Below are 24,028 nucleotides of genomic sequence, written 5' to 3'. Positions count from 1 at the left end.
ATGCTAAGACGCTCGTGACAGTACCTTTATCAATAGGCTCTGCTTTAGGGATCCCAACATGACCCCCTTTCATCAATTGAATGCCGTCGGGCTGCGTGGTCAGCCTATCTCGATGGCCGATTACGCTGGCAAACTGGTTTTGGTGGTCAATACCGCCAGCCACTGTGGATTTACGCCACAATATGCCGGCCTTGAAACGCTCTACAAAAAGTACGCTGCTCAGGGTTTAGTGGTGCTGGGTTTCCCTTGCAACCAGTTCGGCAAGCAGGAACCCGGCGATGCGGACGACATCTCACAGACCTGTCACATCAACTACGGTGTGACCTTCCCGATGTTTGAGAAAGTCGAGGTGAACGGTGCCGCCACGCATCCCGTGTTTCGTTATCTAAAGGATGAATTACCCGGCGTGCTGGGCGGGAGAATCAAATGGAATTTCACTAAGTTTCTCATCGGCCGTGACGGCAAACCGCTCAAGCGTTTTGCACCGATCTGTACTCCTGAGAAAATGGAAGCCGCAATCCTCGCAGCACTAGGAAATTAGCGACGGGCGCTATAAAAGGGTTTGTCATCAGGCTTTACGGGCATCTTTTACTCAACATTTCGCCCCTTCACATAACGCCAGAAGCGTTCCGCCGTGAGATTTAAACGTGCGCCGGAGCGATAAACATAAGCCGAAATCTTCAGCGAAAGGCTGTGGTCCATGATAGCCAGCCTTCTCTCTTCCAGCTCACGCTGAATCGAGTAATCAGGAAGCCAGCCAACCGCATCGCCTTTAAGTATCATTCTTTTCAGCAATTCGCTCATGGAGGAGACAAAGGTCAGAATAAAGGTGGTGTTAGGTATGCGATCAATGACTTGGTTGACCTGACGTCCCATATAGCTGTCATTGGCGTATTTGACTAATGGCAGCGTATCGCCATTTATCGAGAAGATCGGCTTGCCGTGCTGATCACAAGGTGAGACCAAGTGCAGAGCAGAGTCGAAGATTTTATGGTTGATAAACGGGTAATTCATCAGCTCTTCGTTATAAAAGGACAGAATAAAATCACTTTTCCCTTCCTTTAGATTGAACACCGCATCATTGACGTTAATCGATTCAACAAAGAACACCTTATCCGGGCTGTCGCGGTAATCCGCTAAGATATCGGGCAGCAGCAGAACAGAAAGCGAAGGCGCTGCATCAATGCGGATGCTTTGCTTCAGCTTATCCTCTCCCTTGATTCGGCTGATCTGGAAGTCCATATCGTCGAGCATATTTCTGGCATAGCCGACAAATATCCTGCCCTGTGGCGTCAATTGCGGCGGATTCACTTCACGATTGAAGACGCTGAAACCCAGGTTAGATTCCAGTGCCTGGATCCTTCTGCTGAACGAGGATTGCGAAATATTCCGTTTCTCTGCCGCCAGCGTAAAGCTGCGACACTCTTCCAGTGCAATCACATCATAAAACCATTTCACTTCGAGATTGCTTAGCATTTCTTTGCTCCGATTACAGCCCCCATTTCTATGCAATTTTTACATGACAAATGATTTATATGCAATTTCTGCATCAAAAAGCCAATGCTACTATCCGCTCCTCAATCGGGTCGGTTAATGCCGCCTCGCCATACATGCAATGATTCAAGGTATCCTATGAGCGCAATTACATCTGTCATGCAACATCTCTCCAGCCTTGGCATCAACGATGTCAGCGAGATCATTTACAACCCGAACTATGAATTACTCTTCGAACATGAAACCTCAGCCGACCTTAAAGGCCCGGCACGCGGTTTCCTGACCACTTCTGGCGCGGTGACCGTTGATACGGGCGAGTTCACTGGCCGTTCTCCGCGTGATAAGTACATCGTTCGCGACGATGTCACTCGAGATACCCTGTGGTGGTCGGATGCAGGTCAAGGTCGTAACGATAACAAACCGATGTCCGTTGAGGTGTGGGCGCACCTGAAAACACTGGTTGCCGATCACCTGTCGGAAAAAGCGCTCTACATTGTTGATGCCTGGTGCGGTGCAAGCGCTGATACCCGCCTGGCGGTGCGTTTTGTCACTGAAGTGGCTTGGCAGGCGCACTTCGTCAAAAACATGTTTATCGCACCCACTGCCGATGAGCTGGAAAACTTTACCCCAGACTTCACGGTCATTAACGGCGCGGGTTGCGTGAATCCGCAGTGGCAGGAGCAAGGGTTAAACTCTGAGAATTTTGTTGCCTTCAACCTGACAGAGAATATTCAGCTGATCGGCGGAACCTGGTACGGCGGCGAGATGAAAAAAGGGATGTTCTCGGTCATGAACTACCTGCTGCCACTGAAAGGCATTGCTTCAATGCACTGCTCAGCAAACCGCGGTGAAAAAGGCGATGTGGCACTGTTCTTCGGCCTCTCCGGCACCGGTAAAACCACACTGTCGACCGATCCACGACGTCAGCTGATTGGCGATGATGAACACGGTTGGGATGCTGACGGCGTATTCAACTTTGAAGGCGGCTGCTATGCCAAAACCATTAATCTGAAGGCTGAGTCCGAACCGGAAATCTATGGCGCTATCCGCCGTAACGCGCTGCTGGAAAACGTCGTGGTCAGAGAAGATGGTAGCGTGGATTATGCCGATGGCAGCAAAACGGAGAACACCCGTGTCTCTTATCCGCTGTCACATATCGAGAATATCGTACTGCCGGTTTCACGCGCTGGCGCCCCTTCCCGCATCATCTTCCTGGCGGCGGATGGCTTCGGGGTGCTCCCACCTGTTTCTCGCTTGACGCCGGAACAGATGCAGTATCACTTCCTGTCCGGCTTCACTTCGAAGCTGGCTGGCACTGAGCGCGGCATTACGGCCCCTACCCCGACCTTCTCCGCCTGCTATGGCGCAGCTTTCTTGATGCTGCACCCAACGCAGTATGCCGATGTGCTGCAGGAGAAAGTCACACAGAGCGGCGCTGAAGTGTGGTTGGTGAATACTGGCTGGAATGGCAAAGGTGAGCGCCTGTCACTGAAGGATACGCGTCAGATCGTCAATGCCATCCTCGAAGGGGAAACCGGTGCCTTGCGCGAGGAAACCTTGCCGATCTTTGGCCTCGCCATCCCGCAGGAAATTGCTGGCGTGGACGTGAGCACCCTTGATCCGCGTAACGGCTGGGAAACCCCGGCCCAGTGGCACGAAGCTGCCGAGAAACTGGCTCAGCTATTTATCAATAATTTCAAGCAGTACAGCGGTAACGAAGCGGGTGCGCGCATTGCTCAGGCAGGTCCGCAGTTAGGGCAGTAACCCTGAACGGTGACATGCTGTCGCCGAAAATACCGCGCTGAAATCTGACAGACCTGACGCTGCCCTGCGCAAAAACGCCGGGCAGCGTTTTACTTTGTCATTAAACGGCATTTTGCCGAGTGAATTGCTGCTCAGTAATAGTACTGCCCCATTGATCGCCTTCCCATTCTTTCGATAACTCAAATCCAAATGACTCGTACAATCGTCTTGCCGCGGTAAGCTTATTGAATGTCCATAACTGTACTGAAGAGAAGCTCCGCTCATCACAAAATCTCATCGCCTCTTCAATAAGTTTTCTGCCCAGTCCGCTGCCACGACAACCATCGTCAAGGATAAACCACCGCAGATGCGCCTCATTATTTCCCAGGTCCTCACCGTCAATGGCCACTGAGCCGACTATGCGATCGTTCACCATTGCCAGCCAAATCTGATTACAGGGCTTATCCAGACGGGCTGAAAAATTTGCAAGGCCAGCAGCAACCTTAGCTTCAAAAAAATGGCCAAAATTATGCTCTCTGGCGTAATAGCTCCCATGCATTTCAGTAATACGACCAATCATACCCGCATGATAACCGGTGACTATTTTGAAGCTGCTTTGCAATTTTTCTTCGGTGTTTTCGCGACAGGCTCTCAGCGCGCGTGAATATGATGATAGACCCTGTGAAACAGTACACTGGGTAAACAGATCGAGCTTATCCAGTGCTGCTGCGACCCGCTGGTCAGCGTAAGCATTTATATTTTGTACTGTCTCTTTTCCCTTCCCTGTGAGGCTTAAAAGCTTCGTCCTCGCATCATCAGCAGACGTGTTTTCTTCAAGTTCTCCGGCTTCGACGAGCTTAGCGAGCATGCGACTAACGCTGGACTTCTCAAGCCCCAAAATCTGCACCAGTTGAGCGGCTGTTACTGAACCCTGCGCTTCAACTTCAAGCAAAGAGTGAACAGCTGAGGGAGGATAATCAGTTGCCGCCAGATTTTGGTTCATGAAACCCAGTTCCCGCACCATTAATCGTGACGCAGCACGTATGTTTTTTATGTTCTGACGATCTGAAATCATTAGGATTGCCCTTTGATAATGGTTGTATAATACAACCATTATCAAAGAGTACTTGTCAACTTTATACTCAAGGTCCGATCTTCACTCATAGCGTACCTAGTCTCTGTTGCTATCTGCTGTAAGCGGGCATCATGTTCAGCAGAATCAATGGCCTTCTCATAGGATTTGGGTATCGTCTAAAGTTTCAGCAATAAAATCCACGAAGCTCCGTACTTTAAACGGGATGCGTAACGCGCTGGGGTAAACGGCTTGAATATAGAGTTCAGTCGTCCGGTATTCCGGCAGAAGCCGGATTAAACCGCCTTTCTGCAGGTATTCACTAAACACAAAATCCGGCCCGTAAGCGATTCCACTCCCGTTGAGGGCTGACATGAGCAACAGCTGCATATTATTGGCGGTAACAAGAGGAGCCCCCTCAATAGGATACGCTCGGCCCGCTGCATCAAATAGCGTCCAGTCTCCCGCTGAAATCGACTGGCTGAAGGCGAGACGCGGCGCATGAGAAATATCCGCTGGCTTTTCTGGCGTACCATGCTTTTTCAAATAATCAGGAGAGGCGCACAAAACCATGTTACATGGAGCCAGCCGCCGTGTGACCAGCCCGGGATCTTCAAGACGACCTACCCGGATAGCAACATCAATTCGGTTTTCAAGCAGATCGGTGTATTTGTCTTCCAACAAAACATCCAGACTGACCTCAGGAAACTTGTTCAGGTACTGTGAGATGATCCCGCCAAGATGCATGGCACCAAAACTGACCGGTGCGGCAACCCGAAGCAATCCGCGCGGAGTGGATTGAACATCAATCGCCTCGCGATTCGCGTCTTCAAGTAGGTCAAGTATCATTTTACAGCGCTCATAATAGCGCTGCCCGGCATGAGTGAGGCTGAGACGTCGTGTTGAGCGTTGAAGAAGCCGAACATTTAAATCTGCCTCTATAGCACTAACATGCTTCCCTGCCATTGCAGGAGAGAGCTTAAAGCGCCTCGCAGCGGCTGCAAAGCTTCCCTCTTCTACGGCCGTGATAAAGATTTGCATGCTGGTAAGTCTGTCCATCATCTCCCGCCATTCAATAATCACAGTATCGAGTGCTGATATCAGGCTACGGATTATCATTCCAGGAAAACACAATTACCATTGCTTTTCCTACTTGAAGGAGATGAAGCGATGAAAATCAATATAAACGGAATCGGAATTAACATTCAGCAACAGGGCTGCGGGGACATATCACTGGTATTTCTGCATTATTATGGCGGTTCATCCCGTACCTGGCAGAGCCTGATAAACCTGCTTCCGAAACACTACCGTACGGTGGCGATTGACCAACGCGGCTGGGGATTGTCAGATGCACCACAATCCGGCTACCGGATTGCCGACCTGGCCCGGGATGCTGAAGGTGTTATTTCTGCACTGGGCCTTAAACGTTATATTCTGATTGGCCATTCGATGGGAGGAAAAGTCGCCCAACTCATGGCTTCACGTCGGCCTGCTGGTCTTGAAGGCCTGATGCTGATTGCTCCCTCACCACCCTCTCCAATGGTCCTTACCGCAGAGGAGCGTGAAAGACTAAGCTGCGCGTACAACAGCCGCGAAGCCGTCGAATTTGTCATCGATAATGTCTTGACGGCAAAGCCGATCAGTCCAACCCTGCGCGAACAGGTCATAGAGGACAGTTTAAAAGGCTCCACCGGAGCCAAAGCAGGCTGGCCCGGTGTAGCAATCAGCGAAGACATTACTCAGGAAGTCGCCGCAATCAATGTCCCTGTGGCCATCATCTCTGGTGAACGGGATCAGGTCGACCATCCGGCAACACTGCAAAGAGAATTGCTGCCCCGCATTCCTCACGCCGCTATGGTCATTCTTCCAGACACTGGACATCTGTCGCCGCTGGAGTCACCCGATGAGATTGCCAGCCGCCTGTCGGTCTTCGCAGCATCCATTGAAAATGGATCGCCGGTTCAGCAGTTCGACTGATAAAGCTATCGCTGCCCGCTCAGAAGTCACGCCAGTAATGAATCGTTTCCCGGACCCGCGTCAGTGCATGTGTCAGCCGTTCTTCGGTGAGCGAGGCCAGAGCAAGCCTAATGGCATGTGGTACATAAATACCTGAACTGTAGGGTGACGCAGAAGAAACGGAAATTTGTTCGTCCATGAGGCTGCGAATCAACGTATCGGAGCGAACATCCTCTGGCAGTGGCAGCCAGAGGAAATAGGAGGCCGGGTGGCTAATGTAAGGCATGCCATGAAAAATGCTCCGCGCCAGCGTTTGCCGGTCTCTTGCTTCCAGCCGCTTAAGTGTTTCAAGCCTGCTAACAGTACCGTCGTCAATCCAGCCGCAGACGATTGCCGTCATGAGTGAGGGCGTATTCCAGGTGCTCAGCCTAATCGCTCGCTCCAGCGCCGCACGGGTGTTTTCAGAGCAAACAATCATGCCTACACGAAGCCCCGCCGCCACGTTTTTAGAGAACCCGTTGACGTAAACGGTTCTCTCGGGCGCATAGGCCCACAGCGGTGCAGGCGCATCCGGAATTAAATAGGCATAAGCCGCATCTTCAATGATCAACAGATCGTATAGTCGGGCAATCCTGACGAGTTCAGTGCGCTGCTCGTGACTCAGGACCCAGCCAAGTGGGTTGTGGAGCGTAGGCATCGTGTAAATCGCTTTTACCCGACGCTTTTCACACAGTTTCACTAGCTGTTCAAAGTCAGGGCCGTGCGGCGTTGAGGACACGGCGGCGAGTTCCAGATGGCTGAATTCTGCCAGACTTCTGAATCCCGGATACGTCAGCGCATCAACCGCCACAACGTCGCCAGGTTTAAGGAGCGCGCTGAGTGCAACGGAAAGTCCTTGTTGAGCGCCATTGACGATAAGAACATCCTCTGCGGCAGGCTTAAGTCCCAACCCAGACAAATAGCGGGCGATCGTGGCGCGCTCCTGCAGGCGGCCGCCATGCGGCGTATAGCGTAGGAATGACTCGATGTCGCCTGTTGTGGTCAGCTTCCTTAACGCATCGCGCAGCAGCGAAGCTTGCTCAGGCAGAGAGGGATAGTTGAAATTCAGATCGATCATGTCATTCGCCACCACAAGCTGATCGACACCCAGATGAGGGTGAAGCGTAATCTCCCGGACAAAGGTGCCTCGTCCGGCCTCGCCGCTGACCAGACCCATCTCTTCCAGTTCAGCATAGACTCGCGTCGCCGTCGCCAATGAGATCCGCTCTTGACTGGCAAGTTGCCTGTGTGTAGGCAGACGATGGCCCGCCGCCAGTGTCCCTTCACGGATCTGGGTTGAGAAATTATCGACCAAGGCTTTGTAGCGTGCCCTCATGGAATTGTATCCATTACAATTATTTGATTGTAATGGATTGTCTGCTTTACCCTCGATGAGGTCAATCGTTCCTCTTAAGGAGCGGATTATCAACCCTGATTAGAGGTTCGTGGTGAGTAGATACGAATCACCCAGCGCTTTAAGCGGCTGGTTTAATGGTTTCCTGGGTGTTCTGATATTCAGCGGTTCGCTCCCAGCAACCCGAATGGCTGTGCAGTATTTCAATCCTTTTCTCCTTACCTACACGCGCGCTGCGATTGCTGGGTTGGTAGCGCTTTCCATCCTTCGAATGATGCGGGAAAAACGCCCGACGGGCCGTCAGTTGGGTTCATTGATTATCGTATCTTTTGGCGTCGTTGTCGGTTTTCCGCTTTTTACCGCTATGGCGCTTCAGCACGTTACTGCGTCACACTCGATTGTGTTTGTAGGCCTGTTGCCGCTGTCGACCGCCATTTTTGGCGTGCTGCGAGGCGGAGAACAACCGCGCCCGGCATTTTGGTTCTTCTCTCTACTGGGTAGCCTGCTGGTTTGCGGCTTTGCCCTGGCGCAAAACGGCACGTCTTCTCTGACGGGAGATTTACTCATGCTGGCCGCCATAATAGTGTGTGGCCTCGGGTATGCTGAAGGTGCGAAGCTGACCAAACAGCTAGGCGGCTGGCAGGTCATCAGTTGGGCCTTGGTCATCTCTCTACCCTTTATGCTCCCGGCAACCCTACTGATGATGCCCTCCTCGCTTGCTGGCGTCAGCATAACGGCGTGGCTAGCCCTGGGTTATGTCAGTCTTTTCAGCATGTTGATTGGTTTTATTTTCTGGTACAAAGGCCTTGCGCTGGGTGGCACAGCGGCAGTAGGACAGTTGCAACTCATTCAGCCATTTTTTGCCTTGGCACTTTCGGCCGTGCTGCTTCATGAAGAAATCAGCCCAGCAATGATTGCCACCACCCTATGCGTCATTGCCTGCGTACTGGCATCTCGAAAATTTGCCCGCTAATCTCTGTTCTAATTTCGGCTTAAGCAAAAACGCCTCTAATTTATTTCAATGCTGCAGAAAATAACGGTTCGTCTGCCGATTGCCGAAATTACTTCTCCACGCTCAACGAATGATTTTTCGCAAGAAGGAATGGGCGTAAATAAGCAACGGTGTTCGACAAGGGTAAAACTTCATCACTGAGTTCAATACCAATGACTGTTTTTAGATAATGACGGCGCTTATCGATACGATTCCAGAGTGCTGGGTAAGCGGCGCGGATTTCTGCCTGCAAAGTGCTATTCGCCAACACCACACACTCTTCTGCGCTCACACCTGTATAGCCCGGCACAGAGGGAATGATATCAATCTGCATGATCATGCCACTTTTCAGAATCTCTACAGAATCGTGGTAAATCGGAGAAGACATCCATTCTTCATCAGATACCAGATGGCCCGGATTCAGGTGCCAGCCATAACGTTCTTTAGGTAAAACCTCTTCGACCAGATTATAAAGCGCTCCTCCACTCATTCCTGTCTGAATATTTTCTAGCCAGGCCACCACGGCGGAGAAATAAGGTTTAGCAACACGATCGAGCCAGTCTTTCTGTGGGTCCGGGAGTTCACTTTCTTCGGCAATCACGAAGCCGGTTCTGCTGGAAAGGCCGCCTTTAAAACCCGTGGTCAGAGACAGCGGATCGCCCTTCTGCACCTTTTTATAAGTCGGATAGAGGTTGGCTTTATCAAAACGGCTACCGGTCGCAGCAATGGAAACCACGTTATTGTACTGGCCCTCAGCACTCAAACAGGCGCCAAGATCCACTTCACGCACACCCACTTCGACTGTGTTCAGCGCATCCAGAATGCAGTTAGATGAAAGATTGGCGCCATACTCATAGTGCGCAATTTCATTCGCATTACAGATCGCCCTGGCTCCACTTTTGCCACCAATAAACAGGTGGGCTGCGTTTACAAGTGCGGCATCTGGCTTCAGCGCGCGTTTCACCGCCTCTACAATGAAATACGGCAGTTCAAAATAGGCTTTCCCGTCGCCGTTTGCAGGGGTAAACATCTTCCAGCCGACCAATCCGACTTTGCTTTTGGTACTGAGCCCTGCTTCGCTAAAGATATTTTCCAGCGGCGCTTCATTGTCCATTGGCTGGTTTGGCAGAGAGAAGTACGGGCTGTGCGCGAGTGTGACGGGAATACGGGAGAAGCGGGCCATTTTGAGATTTTCATTTCCCAGTACGACAGTACTTTTCCCACTGGCATCAAGGATCAACACTCCTTCTTCGAAACGCGGGATGAACCCTGTCAGGTATTCGAAGTTACCGCCGTGCTCCTTATCTGCATAAATGACGAGGGCGTCAAAGTCCTCATTTTTCATCCCTTTCAGAACTTTAGCTTTACGTTCCAATATTGTTTCATCAGAAAGAAAAACAGGTTCAACGTCCGTAAATTTTGCAGGTGATTCGGTCGGTCCGAACTTAATTGCCCTGGAAACCATGATGCACTTCCTCAGCTTAGGTGTTAGTCAGTATCCATTCTAGGTTATTCCCATGGAGCGACTAAATGAAAGCGTCAACCGACATGGGACATCACGGCACTTCAGGTCAGCGGCCAAAAGTTTGAGTAAGGCATGCATATCTTTAGCTGAGAGAGTGGAAAGCGTCTTTTAAAAAACTTTCCTTTATCGACCCAACCGCATAAGGCCATGCCATCTTCACATTCGAGCACAACCATGGTTTTCCATCTCTTTCGACGCCGAACAATGCTGCCGATTTCAGCCATGTTGATGCCTTTTTGAAGAAGCTTCCTCATCAACATTTCTGTTTAAAAGCACCGATCTGACAATGAATTCGTTACATTTTTTGAGATCGTCAATGTCAGGCTGTATTTTTCCGTAAACTCGCATCCCTTCCAGCATCATAAAAATGCTAATGGCCATAACTCGCGGGCTTTCATCGCGCCGAAAGCACTGCTGTGCCTGGCCCTTGCATAATATGCTTTCCAACTGATTAATTATTGATTTGAACTTATGATCCACCTTTCTTTTTATCTCTTCATCACCCGGAAGCAGTTCACTGGCCGCGGCAATGGTAAAACAGCCTTTATCTCCACCTGGAGAAGAGGATAAAAGCGCGACAAATTCGAGCGTTTCGCGCAAGGCAGCTTCTGGCGATAAATCCTCATCGCGTTTCGCTCCCCTGGCAATGCCTTCATCCATGTATTGCTGTAATGCCGCAAGATAGATGGCTCGTTTATCCGGGTAGAGCTTATAGATACTGGCACTGGCAAGGCCTGATGCTTTCATGAGATCTGACATTGACGTTGCCCGATATCCTTTCTGCCAGAAGCATTCCAGCGCGGTATTGAGAAATGTTTCTGGATCGAACTCTCTGGGTCTGCCAACAGGTGATTTCATTTGTTCCTCCGCTAGTGAGAATTAATTGTAGATCGACCAATCTACAATTAAAAGCACCTATCTAATGTTCCTGTGAATTTCATCCTTGCGGCAGAGATCAAACGCTGTTCGGTCGGAGTGGACAACACCGTCGGGCTGGCGGCCCTAGAGGGAAGTGCCCAGAGACAAAGATTTCCGGGCACTCATCTGTGTTTAAGCGGTTTGGTAGTGAGCTTGTAACTTATCCAGGAACCCAAACAGGACCTGATTCATTTCGCTGTAATCGTGTGCGCGAAGTTCTTCTGGTGTGTTAACGAAGCGGTATTCTGCGGCGCGGCTCAGGTCCTTTTCGGAATGTGCGATCAGCAGGTCAACAACATCCAGCGTCAGTTCCATATGGCACTGAAAACCGAACACGCGATCCGAGTACGATATGATCTGGCGTGGACATCCCTCACTGTAAGCGATGATTTTTGCATCCGGAGTCAGACCCGGCATGTCATTGTGCCAATGCCCCACTTCCAGCGTCTTGGCAAAATGAGAGAACATCTTATCCTTGCTGCCTTCTTCCGTCAGTGTGATAGGGAATTTACCAATCTCTTTTTCAGGGCTGTGAGCGAACGGCGCGCCGAGGGCTTCACCGATGAGTTGTGAGCCGAGGCAAATACCGATGACAGCTTTGTCGGTTTTCACCGCAGAAGCAATCAGCGCCTGCTCAGCTTTCGCATCGAAGTGCGGACATTCTTCACGTGTGGTGGCAGGATCCTGCGGGCCGCCCATAACGATCAGAAAATCGATACCTTCCGCGTCAGCGGGTAACGTATCGCCTGCGTAAACGCGTGAATAGGTGACATCATGACCCTGATTTTTGGCCCATGTTTCATAAGCACCCGGTGCTTCAAAATCTTCATGTACGATGAAATGTACGTGCATTACAGAGAACTCCATAAGTGATATTCAAGCCCTATCGATGGCTTGAATCTGACGTTGCTGTGCCAGAATACCGGCCAGAGATTTTGCAATTAATTCAGTTTCCGGTTCATCAAGGTCAGAAACGGTAATCCTTACCCCAGAGCAGGCATTATCCAGGATGAAACCTTCTCCAGGCCGAATCAACCAGCCCCTGTGCGCCATTTGCATAACCGTTGTCGAGCTACTTTGGGCCAGCGGAACCCATACGTTCAAGCCATCGTGATGGCCTGAAACCATGACACCATGTTGTTGCAATGCACTGACAAGCCGCTGCCGTTGGCCGAGATAACGGTTACGTGCGGCCAGCATTGATGGCTGAAAGCCAGGCGAACTCATGTAACCGGCTGCCATATCTTGCAGAATATGGCTTACCCAGTTGGTTCCGGCATTCAGGCGCTGGCGCAGACGCTGTGAAGTTTCCGCATCGCTTGCCACAAAGGCCATACGTAAATCAGGTCCTAGAAACTTGGACATCGAGCGGATGAGCACCCAGTTACGAGTATTTGCCGGCACAACGTGGTGATATTCCTGTGATGAGAGCAGAGAAAAGTGGTCATCCACGATCACCAGCACTTGGGGATAACTTGCCAGCAAGGTACGTATACCTTCAGCCCTGCCTACACTGAGACCAAAACCGGTTGGATTGTGGGCGCGAGGCGTGATGATCACTGCCTGTACGCCCGCAGAAAGTTGACGCGACAGCGCCTCAATCTGCATTCCTTCCACATCGATTGCCACGGGGGCAGCCTCAAGGCGGCTGTGCCGTAGCGTACTGATGCTGCTGAGAAAACAGGGATCTTCAACAGCCACGCGATCGCCTGCAATCAGGTAGCTGGCAAGTACTCTTTCGACGGCATCAACAGCGCCGTTAGTCAGGTTTAAATCAAAAGGGGTTATTAGATCGGGCTGAAGCCATTCAAGGCCTATTGTTTCAAGCTTAGGGCGAATCAAGGTTTCACCATACAGGCCCGGGGTATTTGCAATATACGTAGCCAGCTGGCTGACGGGGGGGAGAACCGAAGCCGATGGGTTGCCGCTGGCAAGATCGCGCAGTACCAGGTCGGGCGCACTTCCTTCGATATCAATGGCCGCGATGGGTTCACGTACAATCGTGCCGTTTCTACCTCTCGATATGACAAAACCCGCGTCCGTCAGGCGCTTATATGCCAAAGCAACGGTATTACGGTTGATACCCAGTTCACTTGCCAGCTCACGTAGAGTGGGCAGGACAGTACCCGGAGCCAGTTCTCCTGCCTGTATCATTGCGCGGATCTGTTCGAAAATATCACCCGCTGTTTTTCCATTTATCTTCATTGATCTGGTTCAATTAAAAGTTTAGCCTAGGTCAATGTTAATGGGGCGCCGAGCCCTTGTCTATACGCGATGAAAAACATCGAAAACAGCACCGAACCCTCTTCAATAACTGATACGCAACCCCGCCACGAGATGCACAATCGCTGGCCCCGTGCGGAAAGCGTGCAGGATTTCATCGACAACCTGGCTGCTGTTCAGTCTCGTATTGATGCCGCCTGCTTGCGAGCAGGTCGCAGCACTTCTGACGTTCGCCTTCTCCCAGTCAGTAAAACAATGGACGAAAAGCACATCCGGCTATCGGGCGAGGTACATGGCCAGGCATTTGGCGGATTACTCAGACCAGAGCGCTTCACACATCATCCCGAACATTATGAAGCCATACAATTAAAATCACGGGAACGTATTAGTGATGCTTTCAAAACCATTGAAGCGAAATTAGGGAAAAAACTTTGCGGTAGGAAAATCATTGACGGTCGTTGACCCTTATCTGCTGGTCTTTTTTAATTGGGGAAAAGGTCTGAATTTTAATATGGAAGGCAACTACCCGCATTACTCAGCATTTTCACAATCCATTGCTGACCATCCATCGGTGATCAAAGCGATGCATCGCTGAACCGTTGGGGGCCACCGGCCCCCACAGCCTGATTAGAATTATTTACTGCGATGCGATAACCGCCTACGCAGTATCGCCTCAACTGAGAAAGGGCCTGCTCCGCCAATCACAAGCGCAAGAATACTGGCGATATAAAGCAGATCGGTTTCATAGCCTGGCTGACCAAAATGCGCTCCCATCGCGTCATAGGAAAGCAGTTTAATTGAAGAGAACCCATAGGGCAGATGCGCTGTAAAAATAGCCACCAGCAATATAATAATGGCCGGGATGGCAGCCAAAGGGACAAACGCGCCAATCAATATCAGTGCACCGCAGAGAATTTCCATGATCACAGTTGCCCATCCCAGTAATTCAGGGAAAGGAAGATGCATGGCAACTAATATTCCCACAAAAGCATCCCCTCCACGGAATAATTTTGCGAAGCCATGTTGTAAAAAACCAAAACCGACAATCAACCGTAGCGGAATCGCAAAAAAGTTTGCAGGAATAGCGGCAGGCGAAACAATAACGCCCGTTAAAAGCGAGGATAATTTCATTAGACAAACTCTATTTAGATGAAATGACATATTCACAAATGTGAACAACACTTCCTCAGAGATAAAAATGACGACAATTATAAAATAATAAACAAGTTACATAAGAAGGTGATTTCTTACCGCTCATAGAGAGAGTGTAGAACACACTTTTATCTGCTCGATCTACAAGGGAACAAATATTCTGAAACAGGCACCTGGCGCTTCTATCAATGAAATATCTCCCTGATGAAGTTGCAGCATACGTCTGACAATCACCAGGCCTAATCCTCCGTTGTCGCGGCGGGTAGGGTCAGTAATGGAAGGACGCTCAAAAAGGGTTTCACTGACTGCAGGAGAGATTCCGGGACCGCTGTCTTCCAACTCCAGCATCACTTTTTGATCCTGGCTCCAGATGCGCAGCTTGATCACGCCACCAGAGGGAGTATGACGTATAGCATTGTCCACCAGGTTAGTGAGCACGCGCTCGATCATCGACATATCGGCATCCACTAGTGGAATCCCTGGTTCTATGTCGAAATGAAAACCCAGTTGAGACTGTTCAATCGCCAGCTCAAATTTTTGCATCACATCCTGTACTAAATCAGAGAGTGAAAAGCGCTCACGCTGCGGCGTCACCACGCCATGCTCCAGACGCGCTAGCTCAAAAAGTTGTTGAGCCAACATCCCCACCTTCTCACTTTGTGTCAGGGCAATCTGCAAATAGCGGCTACGTTCTGCCTCGCTGAGACTGGTCGCCTTGACGGACAGCGTTTCGAGATACCCTTGTATCGACATCAATGGCGTACGCAGGTCATGAGAAATGTTGGCAACAAATTCACGTCGCTGCTGATCTTTCAGCTCAAGCGCTTGCACCTGTGCCGCGATACGTCTGGCCATCTCAATAAAGGCATTTTTCAGCTGCGCCACCTCATCCTGCTGCATCGAGACAGGTAGCGCCGCCAGTTGTTCGATAATTGGCTGTTGATCAGCATCGTGGGCCGTGACCTGTTGCGTCAGTTTTCTAACCGGCCGCGTCACCCAGTAAAACGCACATGCCCCTGCCAGCAGCCCACACACAAGAATCACGATGACCGACCAGAACATGGAACTGCGCAGAACCGAGGTCAATACTCCTTGCTGCAACTGCTGATAGTTTTCCCCTTGAAGAATCACATAGAGGTAGCCAACCGTCCGATTTCCATCGAGGATGGGTGCGGCACTGAACACCTTCAGAGCAGAAGCAGAACGCGGATCCTTCCCGTATATCGGCAAAGGCGCGCCAGCTAGCAATGCCTGTACCGGTTGTATGTCTACCTTCTGGTGCTGCATATGCCCGGCGGGTGCGTCGTTAGCCAGGATGTGTCCTTGCGTATCCAGTAAGTACACTTCAACGCTGGGGTTATAGGACATCATCTGGCCAAACACCGTTTTTATGGCCGGAACGGCAGTGCCTTGGGCGTTCATCAGGGTCCCGCTTTTCGCGATCGATGAGGCCAGGTCACGGGAAAGGTTCTGGATCATCGCATCGCTGTACTGCGTGCGATTCCTGTCCTGTATGAACAAGATCAGTGAGCTGCTGATCACCAGCATCAGAGCGAAAACCAGTGTCAGACGCTGCGTCAGGGATAGCTTTCTCATCAGGCATCGCCCCCCTCTTCTGGCACGACAAATTTATAGCCCTGCCCCCAGACGGTTAATATCCAACGCGGCTCTGCGGGCGTGGTTTCAATTTTCAGGCGCAGACGATTGATGTGCGTATTGACCGTGTGTTCATAGCCCTCATGCTGATAACCCCAAACCAGATTCAGTAAGCTCAGGCGAGAAAACACCTTGCCGGGATGACGGGCAAAGTGGAACAGCAGCTCGAACTCACGCGGCGTGAGCTCGATGGCAACATTATCGAGTGAAACCTCACGTGCCACCGGATCGATATTCAGGTTGCCAAGGCGCAGCGTACCGGCGTCCTGGCGCAGGTTTTGACTCATCGCTTCCTGACGACGGAATAACGCCTTAACACGCGCAACCAGTTCCAGCATGGAAAAAGGTTTAGTGAGGTAGTCATCGGCGCCCAACTCCAGCCCCAGCACACGATGCACTTCACTGGCACGAGCGCTGATCATAATGATAGGCGTGTAGTGCGGCATATTGCGGGCTCGGCGACACAACTCAAGCCCGTCAACACCAGGTAGCATGATGTCAAAAATCAAAGCATCCCAGCGCTGGCTTTCCAGCAGTGTACTGCCTTTATTGCCATCTGCAGCGTGAGTAATATCAAAGCCTTCATCCCGCAAGTGGATGTGTAACAGCTCTGCGATATTGCCATCATCTTCAACAATCAAAATCTTCTTTGCCATGTCTGCCGCCTTAGTGAACAACCTCCTAATCATATACATACACGCCTTAAAGAGTTATCACATTTTGTTTAACTCTCCGTGAGGATTCCGTAATAAATAAAAAGTGAAACTGTCTGCACTCCAGAAAACACTTCCTTGTGAAGAGGCGTAGAATGAAACAAATAAGCAATAAAAATATTCATCCGCTCTGGTTACGGATAAACCACTGGACTAATGCTTTGGCCGTTATACTGATGATCCTTAGCGGCTGGCGTATCTATAATGCCTCACCCTTATTCGCTTTTTCATTCCCAAAGGAATATACCCTTGGCGGATGGCTCGGTGGCGCACTGCAGTGGCATTTTGCCGTGATGTGGTTATTTGGATTAAACGGACTACTCTACCTTATTATCAATATCATCAGCGGGCGTTTTCGCCAACGCTTCTGGCCGCTGAGTATGAAACGACTCGTCACAGAGTTTATCTCTGCATTGAAAGGACGATTGGATCATCACGATCTCAGGCGATACAACATGGTGCAAAAATGCGCTTATTTACTGGTCATGGCAGATGGCATTTTATTAGTGCTATCGGGACTGGTGCTGTGGAAATCTGTGCAATTCGCGGTACTGAGAGAATTATTCGGTGGTTACGACAATGCCAGACTCATCCATTTTTGTGCGATGGCGTTTCTGTGCATTTTTATTCTTGTTCATCTGGCAATGGTATTGCTGGTTCCTAAAACACTGCAATTGATGATCCGTGGGCGCTGAATATGGAAAAGAATAAAATAAATTTGTCCGCCAGTGATGCGAGTAATTTGGTTAAAGACGCGCAAACATTGCTAGCCAAAAAACTCACCGGCAATTCACGCCGCCAGTTTCTGCGTATGGGACTGACGCTAGGCGGCGTCGCGATGCTGAGTGGATGTGATATTGATGATAACCCCGATGTCGAAAGCGTCTTAAATCGTATGTCACGTTTTAATGACCGCATTCAGGGATGGTTATTCAGCGGTTACCGTATGGCACCAGAATATACCCTTGCGGATATCACAAGGCCGTTTCCCTTTAATGCATTCTATGGTGAGGAGGATATTCCCTCGATTCACGAAGAGAATTACCAACTACAGATAACAGGAAAGGTGCGAGATAACCGCAGCTGGCGCCTGCCTGAGCTTTATAAGTTAGCGCAACATGAGCAAATCACCCGGCATATTTGCGTTGAAGGCTGGAGTGCGGTTGGGCGTTGGGGCGGTGTTCGCTTCAGCGACTTCCTGCATTTGATAGGCGCAGACACGCGGGCGAAATACGTCAGTTTTCGCTGCGCGGATGAGTACTACACCAGTATCGATATGGCTTCAGCGCTGCATCCCCAAACGCTGCTGGCACTGAGCTGGGATGGACGTATCTTACCCCCCGAATACGGCTATCCCATGAAACTGCGTATCCCAACCAAGCTCGGCTACAAAAACCCGAAGCATATTGTTTCGATTGAAATTACTGACCGCTTTACCGGTGGCTACTGGGAAGACCAGGGCTACAACTGGTTTGGCGGCAGCTGAACAGTGTTATCCCCTCAACCATGTAAGGAATGAATCATGAAAAAGATCGTTGCGACTGTATTTGCTGGTGCCCTGATGATGGCCTTCTCTGGCGCCTACGCGGCAGACTCCATGGCCAAAGATGGCATGCAAAATCCAAGTGCTATGTCCCATGACAGCATGAGTAAAGATGGCATGACCAAGGACGGGATGAAAAAGCCCATGAAGAAACATCACGGCATGTCCAAGGATGGCATGAAAAAAGATGACATGGCGAAAGATGGGATGTCTAAATAATAGGTGTCGAACCGGGCTGAGGCCCGGTTAAGCCCCTCCAGCCAACACCCTATCCCGCCTACGCAACAATCTCATTTATTAATAATCATTCTCAATTAGGTTATAGTGAGGGCCTCCAACCGCCGCCAAGGCAAAGGATGGCTCAATAATCGAACAGGAGGATGGCAGTGACCGCAGATAAGACGATACACATCGCAGCAGCAATCATTATGGATGCCCAGCACCGTGTACTTCTGGTCCGTAAACGCGATACGCGTTATTTTATGCAGCCCGGTGGAAAAATCGAAGCCGCTGAACAGCCCATCAACGCGTTAATCCGCGAGCTTGATGAAGAGTTGCAGATTAAGGTTTCTGAGACAGATACGCGCTACATCGGTCAGTTCACAGACACTGCCGCAAACGAGCCTGGTTTCAAACTTGTCGCTGAAATTTTCTCTGTGCAGACGTCTGCCAGCGAGATCAGTCCCGCCGCTGAAATTGAGGAAATCGTCTGGTATCACCCATCGAGTGATCATGACCTGCCACTGGCGCCGCTAACGGGCAAACAGATCATTCCTTTGGTTTTTAATGCTGAGCATGACTTCAATATGAACTGACAGCGTCTTATCTACCGTTAAGCCCTGCCCTGCTAATCCCATATACGGAGCAACCATGAGGGCTTAACAACTCACTCTCTCCGCACGTTTTAAAGCAGCATGTCCCGTCTCACTCAGTTTATTGAGTTAATGTGATCGCCCCCCTTCATTATCGTTGGTAAGCCCAAAATCTGGCGCAAAATGCCAACCACTCCTGTGCGTCTGCCTGATGCTTCATGCCTGAATGCCTTTTTATACTTATTAATGGTTTACCCCTCTTAGCCACGGCATTCCCTATAAAAAACGCCGGGCGCTACCCCTATGAGGTTTATGGCATGAAAATTACCGCTATCGAAATTACACGTATCGCCATCCCGTTTGATGCGCACCGGCGTCAGCCCGATGCGCAAGAAACCACCTATAACGCGGCATCTCCATCACTCAAACGCATGGAAACACTGCTGGTTAAGGTCATTACCGACGACGGTATTGAAGGCTGGGGGGAAGCATTTGGACATCTGTCCAATCCCGTCACCGAGCAGGCGCTGATCAATCTGGTATCCCCTTTCTTCCTTCAGCGCACGGTACCCACGAGTCAGCAGGAGATTGCAGAGGTGATGCAATCTGCCGAGCAGGCACTGCATGCCTTTGGCCGAAGTGGGCCTGTTCGTTATGCCCTGTCCGCACTTGATACTGCGCTGTGGGATCTGTTAGGCAAGCAGCAACTGAGGCCGCTATGGCAACTACTGGGGGCTACGCGCACCCAGGTTGAACGTTATGCCAGTCTGGTGAGCTACGGTAATAACGCGCAAGAGGTGGCCACTCAGGTTCAGCGTGCGCATGCCGAGGGTTATCGTGCGCTCAAACTTCATGAAACGCATCCTGATGCGATTGCAGCGGCACGTGATGCTTTGCCGCCAGACGTGAGCCTGATGGTCGATGTCAACTGCCCGTGGTCACGCGAGCAGGCGCATTCCATCGCCAGTGAACTTCGCCCACTACAGCTGGGCTGGCTTGAAGAGCCCATTTGGCCACCAGATGACTTTCTGGGGCTGTCTCAGCTGCGCGAAAACGGCGTACCCCTTGCTGCGGGTGAAAATGTGGACGGCGATTTTGGATTTGTGAATCTGTTTGAAAGTGGTGCCGTGGATATTGCACAGCCAAGTGTTGCCAAAGTTGGCGGCATCACCGCCGCACTGCGCGTATTCGAACTGGCACGGCAATACCGTGTGAAAGTCGTACCTCACTGCTTCTACTACGGTGCGGGGATGTTGGCCACTGCGCATTTGGTTGCCACATTGCCAGATGACATCAAAATGGAAATCCCCTGGATTACCTTCGAAGCGCAGCTTTATCCATTACTGCCACAGAGCGTGCGCTTTAACCTGAATGATGCGCCTGGATTGGGATATGAACCTGATCCTGCCGTTCTCAGGGATTATCGCCTTTCATGGACGCGTATCGATTCTCAGGGAGTGAAAAAACATGTTTAAAAACTACCGTAATGTCATTGCGCTGTTGCTGTTTTTTGCCGGCATCCTTAATTATCTTGACCGAGCGGCGCTTTCCGTCATGGCACCGCTGGTGAAGAAGGATTTGAGCATCAACGATGCGCAAATGGGTATTTTATTCAGCTGTTTCTTTATTGGTTATTGCCTGTTTTGCTTTATTGGCGGCTGGGCGGCTGACCGCTTCGGGCCTCGTCGCGTTTATTCCTGGGCGGCCAGTATCTGGTCGTTGTTTTGCGGCGCCACAGCACTGGTGACAGGTTTCACTCACCTTCTCATCGTGCGCATGCTGTTTGGCGTGGGAGAAGGCCCAATGGGCACCACCACCAACAAATCCATTGCCAACTGGTTCCCGCGTAATGAAGTTGGACGGGCGGTAGGCTTCACCAATGCAGGTCAACCGCTAGGAGCCGCCATTGCGGCGCCGATTGTCGGTTTAGTCGGTCTGCAATTTGGCTGGCGTATTGCTTTCATTGTGATTGCCGCACTTGGATTCATCTGGGTTGCCTGCTGGCTGTTGCTGTTCCGAGACAAGCCAGAGCAACATCCGCGCGTAAGCGCTGAAGAGAGCCAGTACATCGTGCAACGGCGACCGGCAGGCAATACCCTGAACCAGCCACAGCATGACAGCCACAGCCTGTGGCATTACGTGTTTTCTCTACCTGTACTGGGCGTTGCCAGTGCATTTTTCTGCTTCAACTATATCCAGTTCTTCTTCCTGTCATGGCTGCCGAGCTATCTGACCGACTTCCAGCATCTGGATATCAAAAGCATGAGTATTATCGGTGTGCTGCCGTGGTTAGGCGCGACCGTCGGTTTTCTGGGGGGTGGCATCATCTCTGACATGCTGTTCCGCCGCACGCAGGATTTCCTGTTGTCACGCAAACTGGTGATTTTCGTCGGCCTTGCCGTTGCGGCACTGTGCGTGCTGCTCACTGCATGGAGCCAAAGTGTCACCTCCGCCGTGACGTTTATCACCTTGGCAAGCGTCTTTGCTTATATGACGCCGCAGGCATGCTGGTCTCTGCTGCAGGATATTGTACCCGCAGGGCGGATAGGAACGGCAGGTGGCTTTGTACACCTGCTGGCAAACTTGGCCGGGATTTTATCCCCTAGCATCACCGGTTTTCTTATCCAGTATGGCGGCGGTTATCACACCGCTTTTGTGCTGGCTAGCATATTAGCACTTTCAGGCATGTTGCTGCTGGCAGTGCTGGTTCGCCAGAAAGTCGTAAATTCACTCCGGTCACAAACCAGCCACTAGTACAAATCTTGGGGGATCCAGCGGTCATTCTTCCACCTTTCATTACGCTATCGCTAAGCTAAAACAGGTTTGCTCCTTACGGGGCAAACCTGTCATCTGGCACATCATTCAATGAGCAAAGGCCGCTTTGGGCGGCCCTTAATCACTTATTAGAGACTGACTTATTTGGTTAATTCAGCAGAGATATAGGCACCATTATTGAAACGGGCGCTGGTAATTTTGTATGAAGCACCTGCCTGATGTGCCTGAGCAGCAATCTGCGCTTCTGCAGCATCCAGAGTAGAGGCTGACGCGGTGATGCTTTGAGCAAAGCTACCAAATGAAACAGCTGAAAGTGCGATAACTGCAACGAAAGTTTTGATGTTTTTCATGGTCTATTCCTCAATGATTTATTTAGCTTGTAAGGCTATCTGCCTCGATGGATTAATCATGCGCTTAAGAATCCGGGTTTAAAAGTAAAGAGATTTATCGAAAACATTCAAAAAATATGAATGAGATTTAGAGGCGTTTTTGCCTTATTAATCCATAAAAAAACCCACCATTTAGGCGGGTGAGAGTGAACCACAATTTTAGTCATGCAGACGCGTCGTGACGGGATTGACCACACCCGTTAAGTATCAGCGCGCCTGAACTTGGACAACGCCCCCCCGCTGGCTGCCGTCGCTTTTGGCAATCACAAGGTAGCGACGTTCATCCGCGTGTCGGGCATCTACGATCTGCCGTATCGGGCCAACCGCGTTAACAATGGCCGCACCAGCAGGGTTAGTCATAAAGCGCGTCAAGGGTTCCAGTTCACCGCTGCCGTCAGCTCGCGATGACAATGCCAGCAGGTAAGGTTGTTTGGGTTCTAAACCCGTCGCCGATGCCTGCAGAACCTGGGTTATCCCTTGTTCAAACAGTGAAACCGTTGTCGTCGCCTGCGCATTTTCGGCAGCCCCCACGCTTTTCAACTGGAGATGCACTGCCTGGCCGGCAATCCCCAGAGGCTGCAAGCCCTGTATGCCATCCCCTTGCGGAACAGCACCAGGCACATAAGCAACCGCTTGCGGCGCCTGCCCAATAGGGATGGTAGCTACCACCTTATAAGTCGCCGTATCAATCGCTGCGAGCGCATCGGCATTCTCCAGACCAACGTAAATACGCTCCCCGTCACCAGATGGCCACAGCCCATGCGGGAGATTTCCAACCGGGATAGAGGCCACCTGTGAAAAGCCATCAGTGCGGTAGACGTTGACTCGGTTCAGACCACCGACCGTGACCCATGCAAAACTGCCTTTCGCGTTTTCGACGATGTTGACGTGATTAGTGATGGGGCCAGTATCCAGCGTTTTAATAATGTTGAAAGGCGGCCTTGCGTTAAAGACCTGGACTTTCCCCGTGTCCTTAAGGGTAAACCACACCTGTTTGCCATCGGGCGTTGCTGCGATGTTCGGGCAGAACGGGCTGGCCTGTTTCACCGAGCCAACAATTTTGTGCGTCCTGACGTCAACCACCACGGTCTCCGGGTTAAACGAAGAGCAGACGTAACCGTACTGCCCGTCAGGGGAAAATATCTGCATGCCTGGACCGCCAGGCACTTTAATGCGCGTCTTCTCTTCACCGCTGCTGGCATCAAGTACCGAAACGTAGTCCTCGCCACGGACCGTCACCCACACTTCTTTTCCATCTGGCGTAAAGAACGCCTCGTGCGGAGAACGTCCCACGTAGGTGATATGCCTGACGGTGTTCGTCGCAGTATCGATAAAGCTCACTGAGTTTGAGCCAATTGAGACTACAACCAGCGTTTTACGATCCGGTGAAAATCCCATGCCGTGTACCAACACCTGGCCTCTGTACAGAGGGCTGAGGTTTGCCGGCTGGGGATCGCCCAATCGGATAACGCCGAGCAGCTTATTACTGGCTGGATCGGTGACGGAGACGGTATTCGAGAACTGTTCCGCGGCATACACACGGTCATGGTGGCTGAGGGGAATCTCGGCGGCTGCAGCACCAAAGGGAGCCTGGCCTGCCATCGCGGGCAAAGCAGAGAGCGCGACAGCGACAGCAAGTCCGGTCCTTAATAACGTTTTCATTGCATCATCCT

General features: G+C 50.9%; 25 protein-coding genes. 12 read left to right on the top strand and 13 right to left on the bottom strand.

Features of this window, described 5'->3' with window-relative positions; translation table 11 throughout:
* Positions 1-58: 58 nt before the first annotated feature.
* Complete coding sequence (locus tag F3J38_RS01520) at positions 59-541, top strand: glutathione peroxidase (protein WP_167134463.1); 483 nt, start codon at positions 59-61, stop codon at positions 539-541.
* A gap of 47 nt (positions 542-588) precedes the next feature.
* Here the strand turns inward: F3J38_RS01520 and F3J38_RS01515 are convergent, their stop codons facing one another.
* Positions 589-1,476, bottom strand: coding sequence for a LysR family transcriptional regulator (locus tag F3J38_RS01515; RefSeq protein WP_167134461.1), 888 nt, complete (start codon positions 1,474-1,476; stop codon positions 589-591).
* Between the two features lie 156 nt (positions 1,477-1,632).
* Between F3J38_RS01515 and pckA the strand changes: the two genes are divergently transcribed.
* A complete protein-coding gene (gene pckA / locus F3J38_RS01510; protein ID WP_167134459.1) occupies positions 1,633-3,258 on the top strand; it encodes a phosphoenolpyruvate carboxykinase (ATP) in 1,626 nt (541 codons plus the stop codon).
* A 100-nt stretch (positions 3,259-3,358) separates the two neighbouring features.
* Here pckA and F3J38_RS01505 read toward each other — a convergent pair whose 3' ends face one another.
* Both F3J38_RS01505 and F3J38_RS01500 read right to left on the bottom strand, forming a co-directional pair.
* Positions 3,359-4,312 carry a bifunctional helix-turn-helix transcriptional regulator/GNAT family N-acetyltransferase gene (locus F3J38_RS01505; RefSeq protein ID WP_167134457.1) on the bottom strand — a complete coding sequence of 318 codons (954 nt, stop codon included), beginning with the start codon at positions 4,310-4,312 and terminating at the stop codon, positions 3,359-3,361.
* A gap of 156 nt (positions 4,313-4,468) precedes the next feature.
* Complete coding sequence (locus F3J38_RS01500; RefSeq protein WP_240155867.1) at positions 4,469-5,371, bottom strand: LysR family transcriptional regulator; 903 nt, start codon at positions 5,369-5,371, stop codon at positions 4,469-4,471.
* Between the two features lie 108 nt (positions 5,372-5,479).
* Here F3J38_RS01500 and F3J38_RS01495 point away from each other — a divergent pair, with 108 nt between their 5' ends.
* Positions 5,480-6,286, top strand: a complete 807-nt coding sequence (locus F3J38_RS01495) for an alpha/beta fold hydrolase (protein WP_167134455.1) — start codon at positions 5,480-5,482, stop codon at positions 6,284-6,286.
* Between the two features lie 19 nt (positions 6,287-6,305).
* Here the strand turns inward: F3J38_RS01495 and F3J38_RS01490 are convergent, their stop codons facing one another.
* Complete coding sequence (locus tag F3J38_RS01490; RefSeq protein WP_167134453.1) at positions 6,306-7,640, bottom strand: aminotransferase-like domain-containing protein; 1,335 nt, start codon at positions 7,638-7,640, stop codon at positions 6,306-6,308.
* A 109-nt stretch (positions 7,641-7,749) separates the two neighbouring features.
* Here F3J38_RS01490 and F3J38_RS01485 point away from each other — a divergent pair, with 109 nt between their 5' ends.
* Positions 7,750-8,631: a DMT family transporter gene (locus F3J38_RS01485; RefSeq protein WP_369410978.1), complete on the top strand. Its 882-nt coding sequence runs from the start codon at positions 7,750-7,752 to the stop codon at positions 8,629-8,631.
* 88 nt (positions 8,632-8,719) lie between these two features.
* On the opposite strand, the gene F3J38_RS01480 is transcribed toward F3J38_RS01485, so the two are convergent.
* The 4 genes from F3J38_RS01480 to ptsJ form a co-directional block, all read right to left on the bottom strand.
* Positions 8,720-10,114, bottom strand: a complete 1,395-nt coding sequence (locus F3J38_RS01480; protein ID WP_167134452.1) for a M24 family metallopeptidase — start codon at positions 10,112-10,114, stop codon at positions 8,720-8,722.
* A 276-nt stretch (positions 10,115-10,390) separates the two neighbouring features.
* On the bottom strand, positions 10,391-11,032 hold the full coding sequence (locus tag F3J38_RS01475; protein ID WP_167134450.1) for a TetR/AcrR family transcriptional regulator: 642 nt from the start codon (positions 11,030-11,032) through the stop codon (positions 10,391-10,393).
* 192 nt (positions 11,033-11,224) lie between these two features.
* Positions 11,225-11,944, bottom strand: coding sequence for a type 1 glutamine amidotransferase (locus tag F3J38_RS01470; RefSeq protein WP_167134448.1), 720 nt, complete (start codon positions 11,942-11,944; stop codon positions 11,225-11,227).
* Between the two features lie 24 nt (positions 11,945-11,968).
* Entirely contained in the window at positions 11,969-13,297 is a 1,329-nt protein-coding gene (gene ptsJ / locus F3J38_RS01465; protein WP_167134446.1) for a MocR-like B6 salvage transcription factor PtsJ, read from the bottom strand.
* A 69-nt stretch (positions 13,298-13,366) separates the two neighbouring features.
* Here ptsJ and F3J38_RS28050 point away from each other — a divergent pair, with 69 nt between their 5' ends.
* Entirely contained in the window at positions 13,367-13,777 is a 411-nt protein-coding gene (locus tag F3J38_RS28050; RefSeq protein ID WP_240155866.1) for a hypothetical protein, read from the top strand.
* Positions 13,764-13,910 (top strand): glutathione S-transferase family protein, encoded by a 147-nt coding sequence (locus tag F3J38_RS28335; protein WP_167134445.1) that lies wholly within the window; start codon positions 13,764-13,766, stop codon positions 13,908-13,910. The genes F3J38_RS28050 and F3J38_RS28335 overlap by 14 nt, the downstream gene beginning before the upstream one ends.
* 38 nt (positions 13,911-13,948) lie before the next feature.
* Here the strand turns inward: F3J38_RS28335 and F3J38_RS01450 are convergent, their stop codons facing one another.
* The 3 genes from F3J38_RS01450 to F3J38_RS01440 form a co-directional block, all read right to left on the bottom strand.
* On the bottom strand, positions 13,949-14,446 hold the full coding sequence (locus F3J38_RS01450; RefSeq protein ID WP_167134443.1) for a DoxX family protein: 498 nt from the start codon (positions 14,444-14,446) through the stop codon (positions 13,949-13,951).
* A 162-nt stretch (positions 14,447-14,608) separates the two neighbouring features.
* Positions 14,609-16,063, bottom strand: coding sequence for a sensor histidine kinase (locus F3J38_RS01445; RefSeq protein ID WP_167134441.1), 1,455 nt, complete (start codon positions 16,061-16,063; stop codon positions 14,609-14,611).
* Complete coding sequence (locus F3J38_RS01440; protein WP_167134439.1) at positions 16,063-16,779, bottom strand: response regulator transcription factor; 717 nt, start codon at positions 16,777-16,779, stop codon at positions 16,063-16,065. The genes F3J38_RS01445 and F3J38_RS01440 overlap by 1 nt, the downstream gene beginning before the upstream one ends.
* 152 nt (positions 16,780-16,931) lie before the next feature.
* Here F3J38_RS01440 and F3J38_RS01435 point away from each other — a divergent pair, with 152 nt between their 5' ends.
* The 6 genes from F3J38_RS01435 to F3J38_RS01410 all read left to right on the top strand — a co-directional run bounded on the left by F3J38_RS01435 (position 16,932) and on the right by F3J38_RS01410 (position 21,945).
* Positions 16,932-17,531: a cytochrome b/b6 domain-containing protein gene (locus F3J38_RS01435; RefSeq protein ID WP_167134437.1), complete on the top strand. Its 600-nt coding sequence runs from the start codon at positions 16,932-16,934 to the stop codon at positions 17,529-17,531.
* A gap of 2 nt (positions 17,532-17,533) precedes the next feature.
* Positions 17,534-18,322 (top strand): molybdopterin-dependent oxidoreductase, encoded by a 789-nt coding sequence (locus F3J38_RS01430; RefSeq protein ID WP_167134436.1) that lies wholly within the window; start codon positions 17,534-17,536, stop codon positions 18,320-18,322.
* Between the two features lie 36 nt (positions 18,323-18,358).
* Positions 18,359-18,598 carry a pentapeptide MXKDX repeat protein gene (locus F3J38_RS01425; RefSeq protein WP_167134434.1) on the top strand — a complete coding sequence of 80 codons (240 nt, stop codon included), beginning with the start codon at positions 18,359-18,361 and terminating at the stop codon, positions 18,596-18,598.
* 167 nt (positions 18,599-18,765) lie between these two features.
* The gene (locus F3J38_RS01420; RefSeq protein WP_369410977.1) at positions 18,766-19,194 is read left to right on the top strand and encodes an NUDIX hydrolase; all 429 of its coding nucleotides are present in this window, start codon (positions 18,766-18,768) and stop codon (positions 19,192-19,194) included.
* A gap of 314 nt (positions 19,195-19,508) precedes the next feature.
* The gene (locus F3J38_RS01415) at positions 19,509-20,666 is read left to right on the top strand and encodes a mandelate racemase/muconate lactonizing enzyme family protein (RefSeq protein WP_167134430.1); all 1,158 of its coding nucleotides are present in this window, start codon (positions 19,509-19,511) and stop codon (positions 20,664-20,666) included.
* Positions 20,659-21,945 carry an MFS transporter gene (locus tag F3J38_RS01410; protein WP_167134428.1) on the top strand — a complete coding sequence of 429 codons (1,287 nt, stop codon included), beginning with the start codon at positions 20,659-20,661 and terminating at the stop codon, positions 21,943-21,945. Before F3J38_RS01415 ends, F3J38_RS01410 begins: the two co-directional genes overlap by 8 nt.
* Before the next feature lie 161 nt (positions 21,946-22,106).
* On the opposite strand, the gene F3J38_RS01405 is transcribed toward F3J38_RS01410, so the two are convergent.
* Together F3J38_RS01405 and F3J38_RS01400 are read right to left on the bottom strand one after the other, a co-directional pair.
* Positions 22,107-22,316, bottom strand: coding sequence for a YdgH/BhsA/McbA-like domain containing protein (locus F3J38_RS01405; RefSeq protein WP_167134426.1), 210 nt, complete (start codon positions 22,314-22,316; stop codon positions 22,107-22,109).
* 246 nt (positions 22,317-22,562) lie between these two features.
* Positions 22,563-24,017, bottom strand: a complete 1,455-nt coding sequence (locus F3J38_RS01400) for a YncE family protein (RefSeq protein ID WP_167134424.1) — start codon at positions 24,015-24,017, stop codon at positions 22,563-22,565.
* Positions 24,018-24,028: the final 11 nt, after the last annotated feature.

Source organism: Candidatus Pantoea formicae (genome assembly GCF_011752625.1).
Taxonomy (GTDB): domain Bacteria; phylum Pseudomonadota; class Gammaproteobacteria; order Enterobacterales; family Enterobacteriaceae; genus Pantoea; species Pantoea formicae.
Note: the sequence above shows the minus strand (reverse complement) of the source record. Positions and strands in the feature narration are given on the sequence as shown.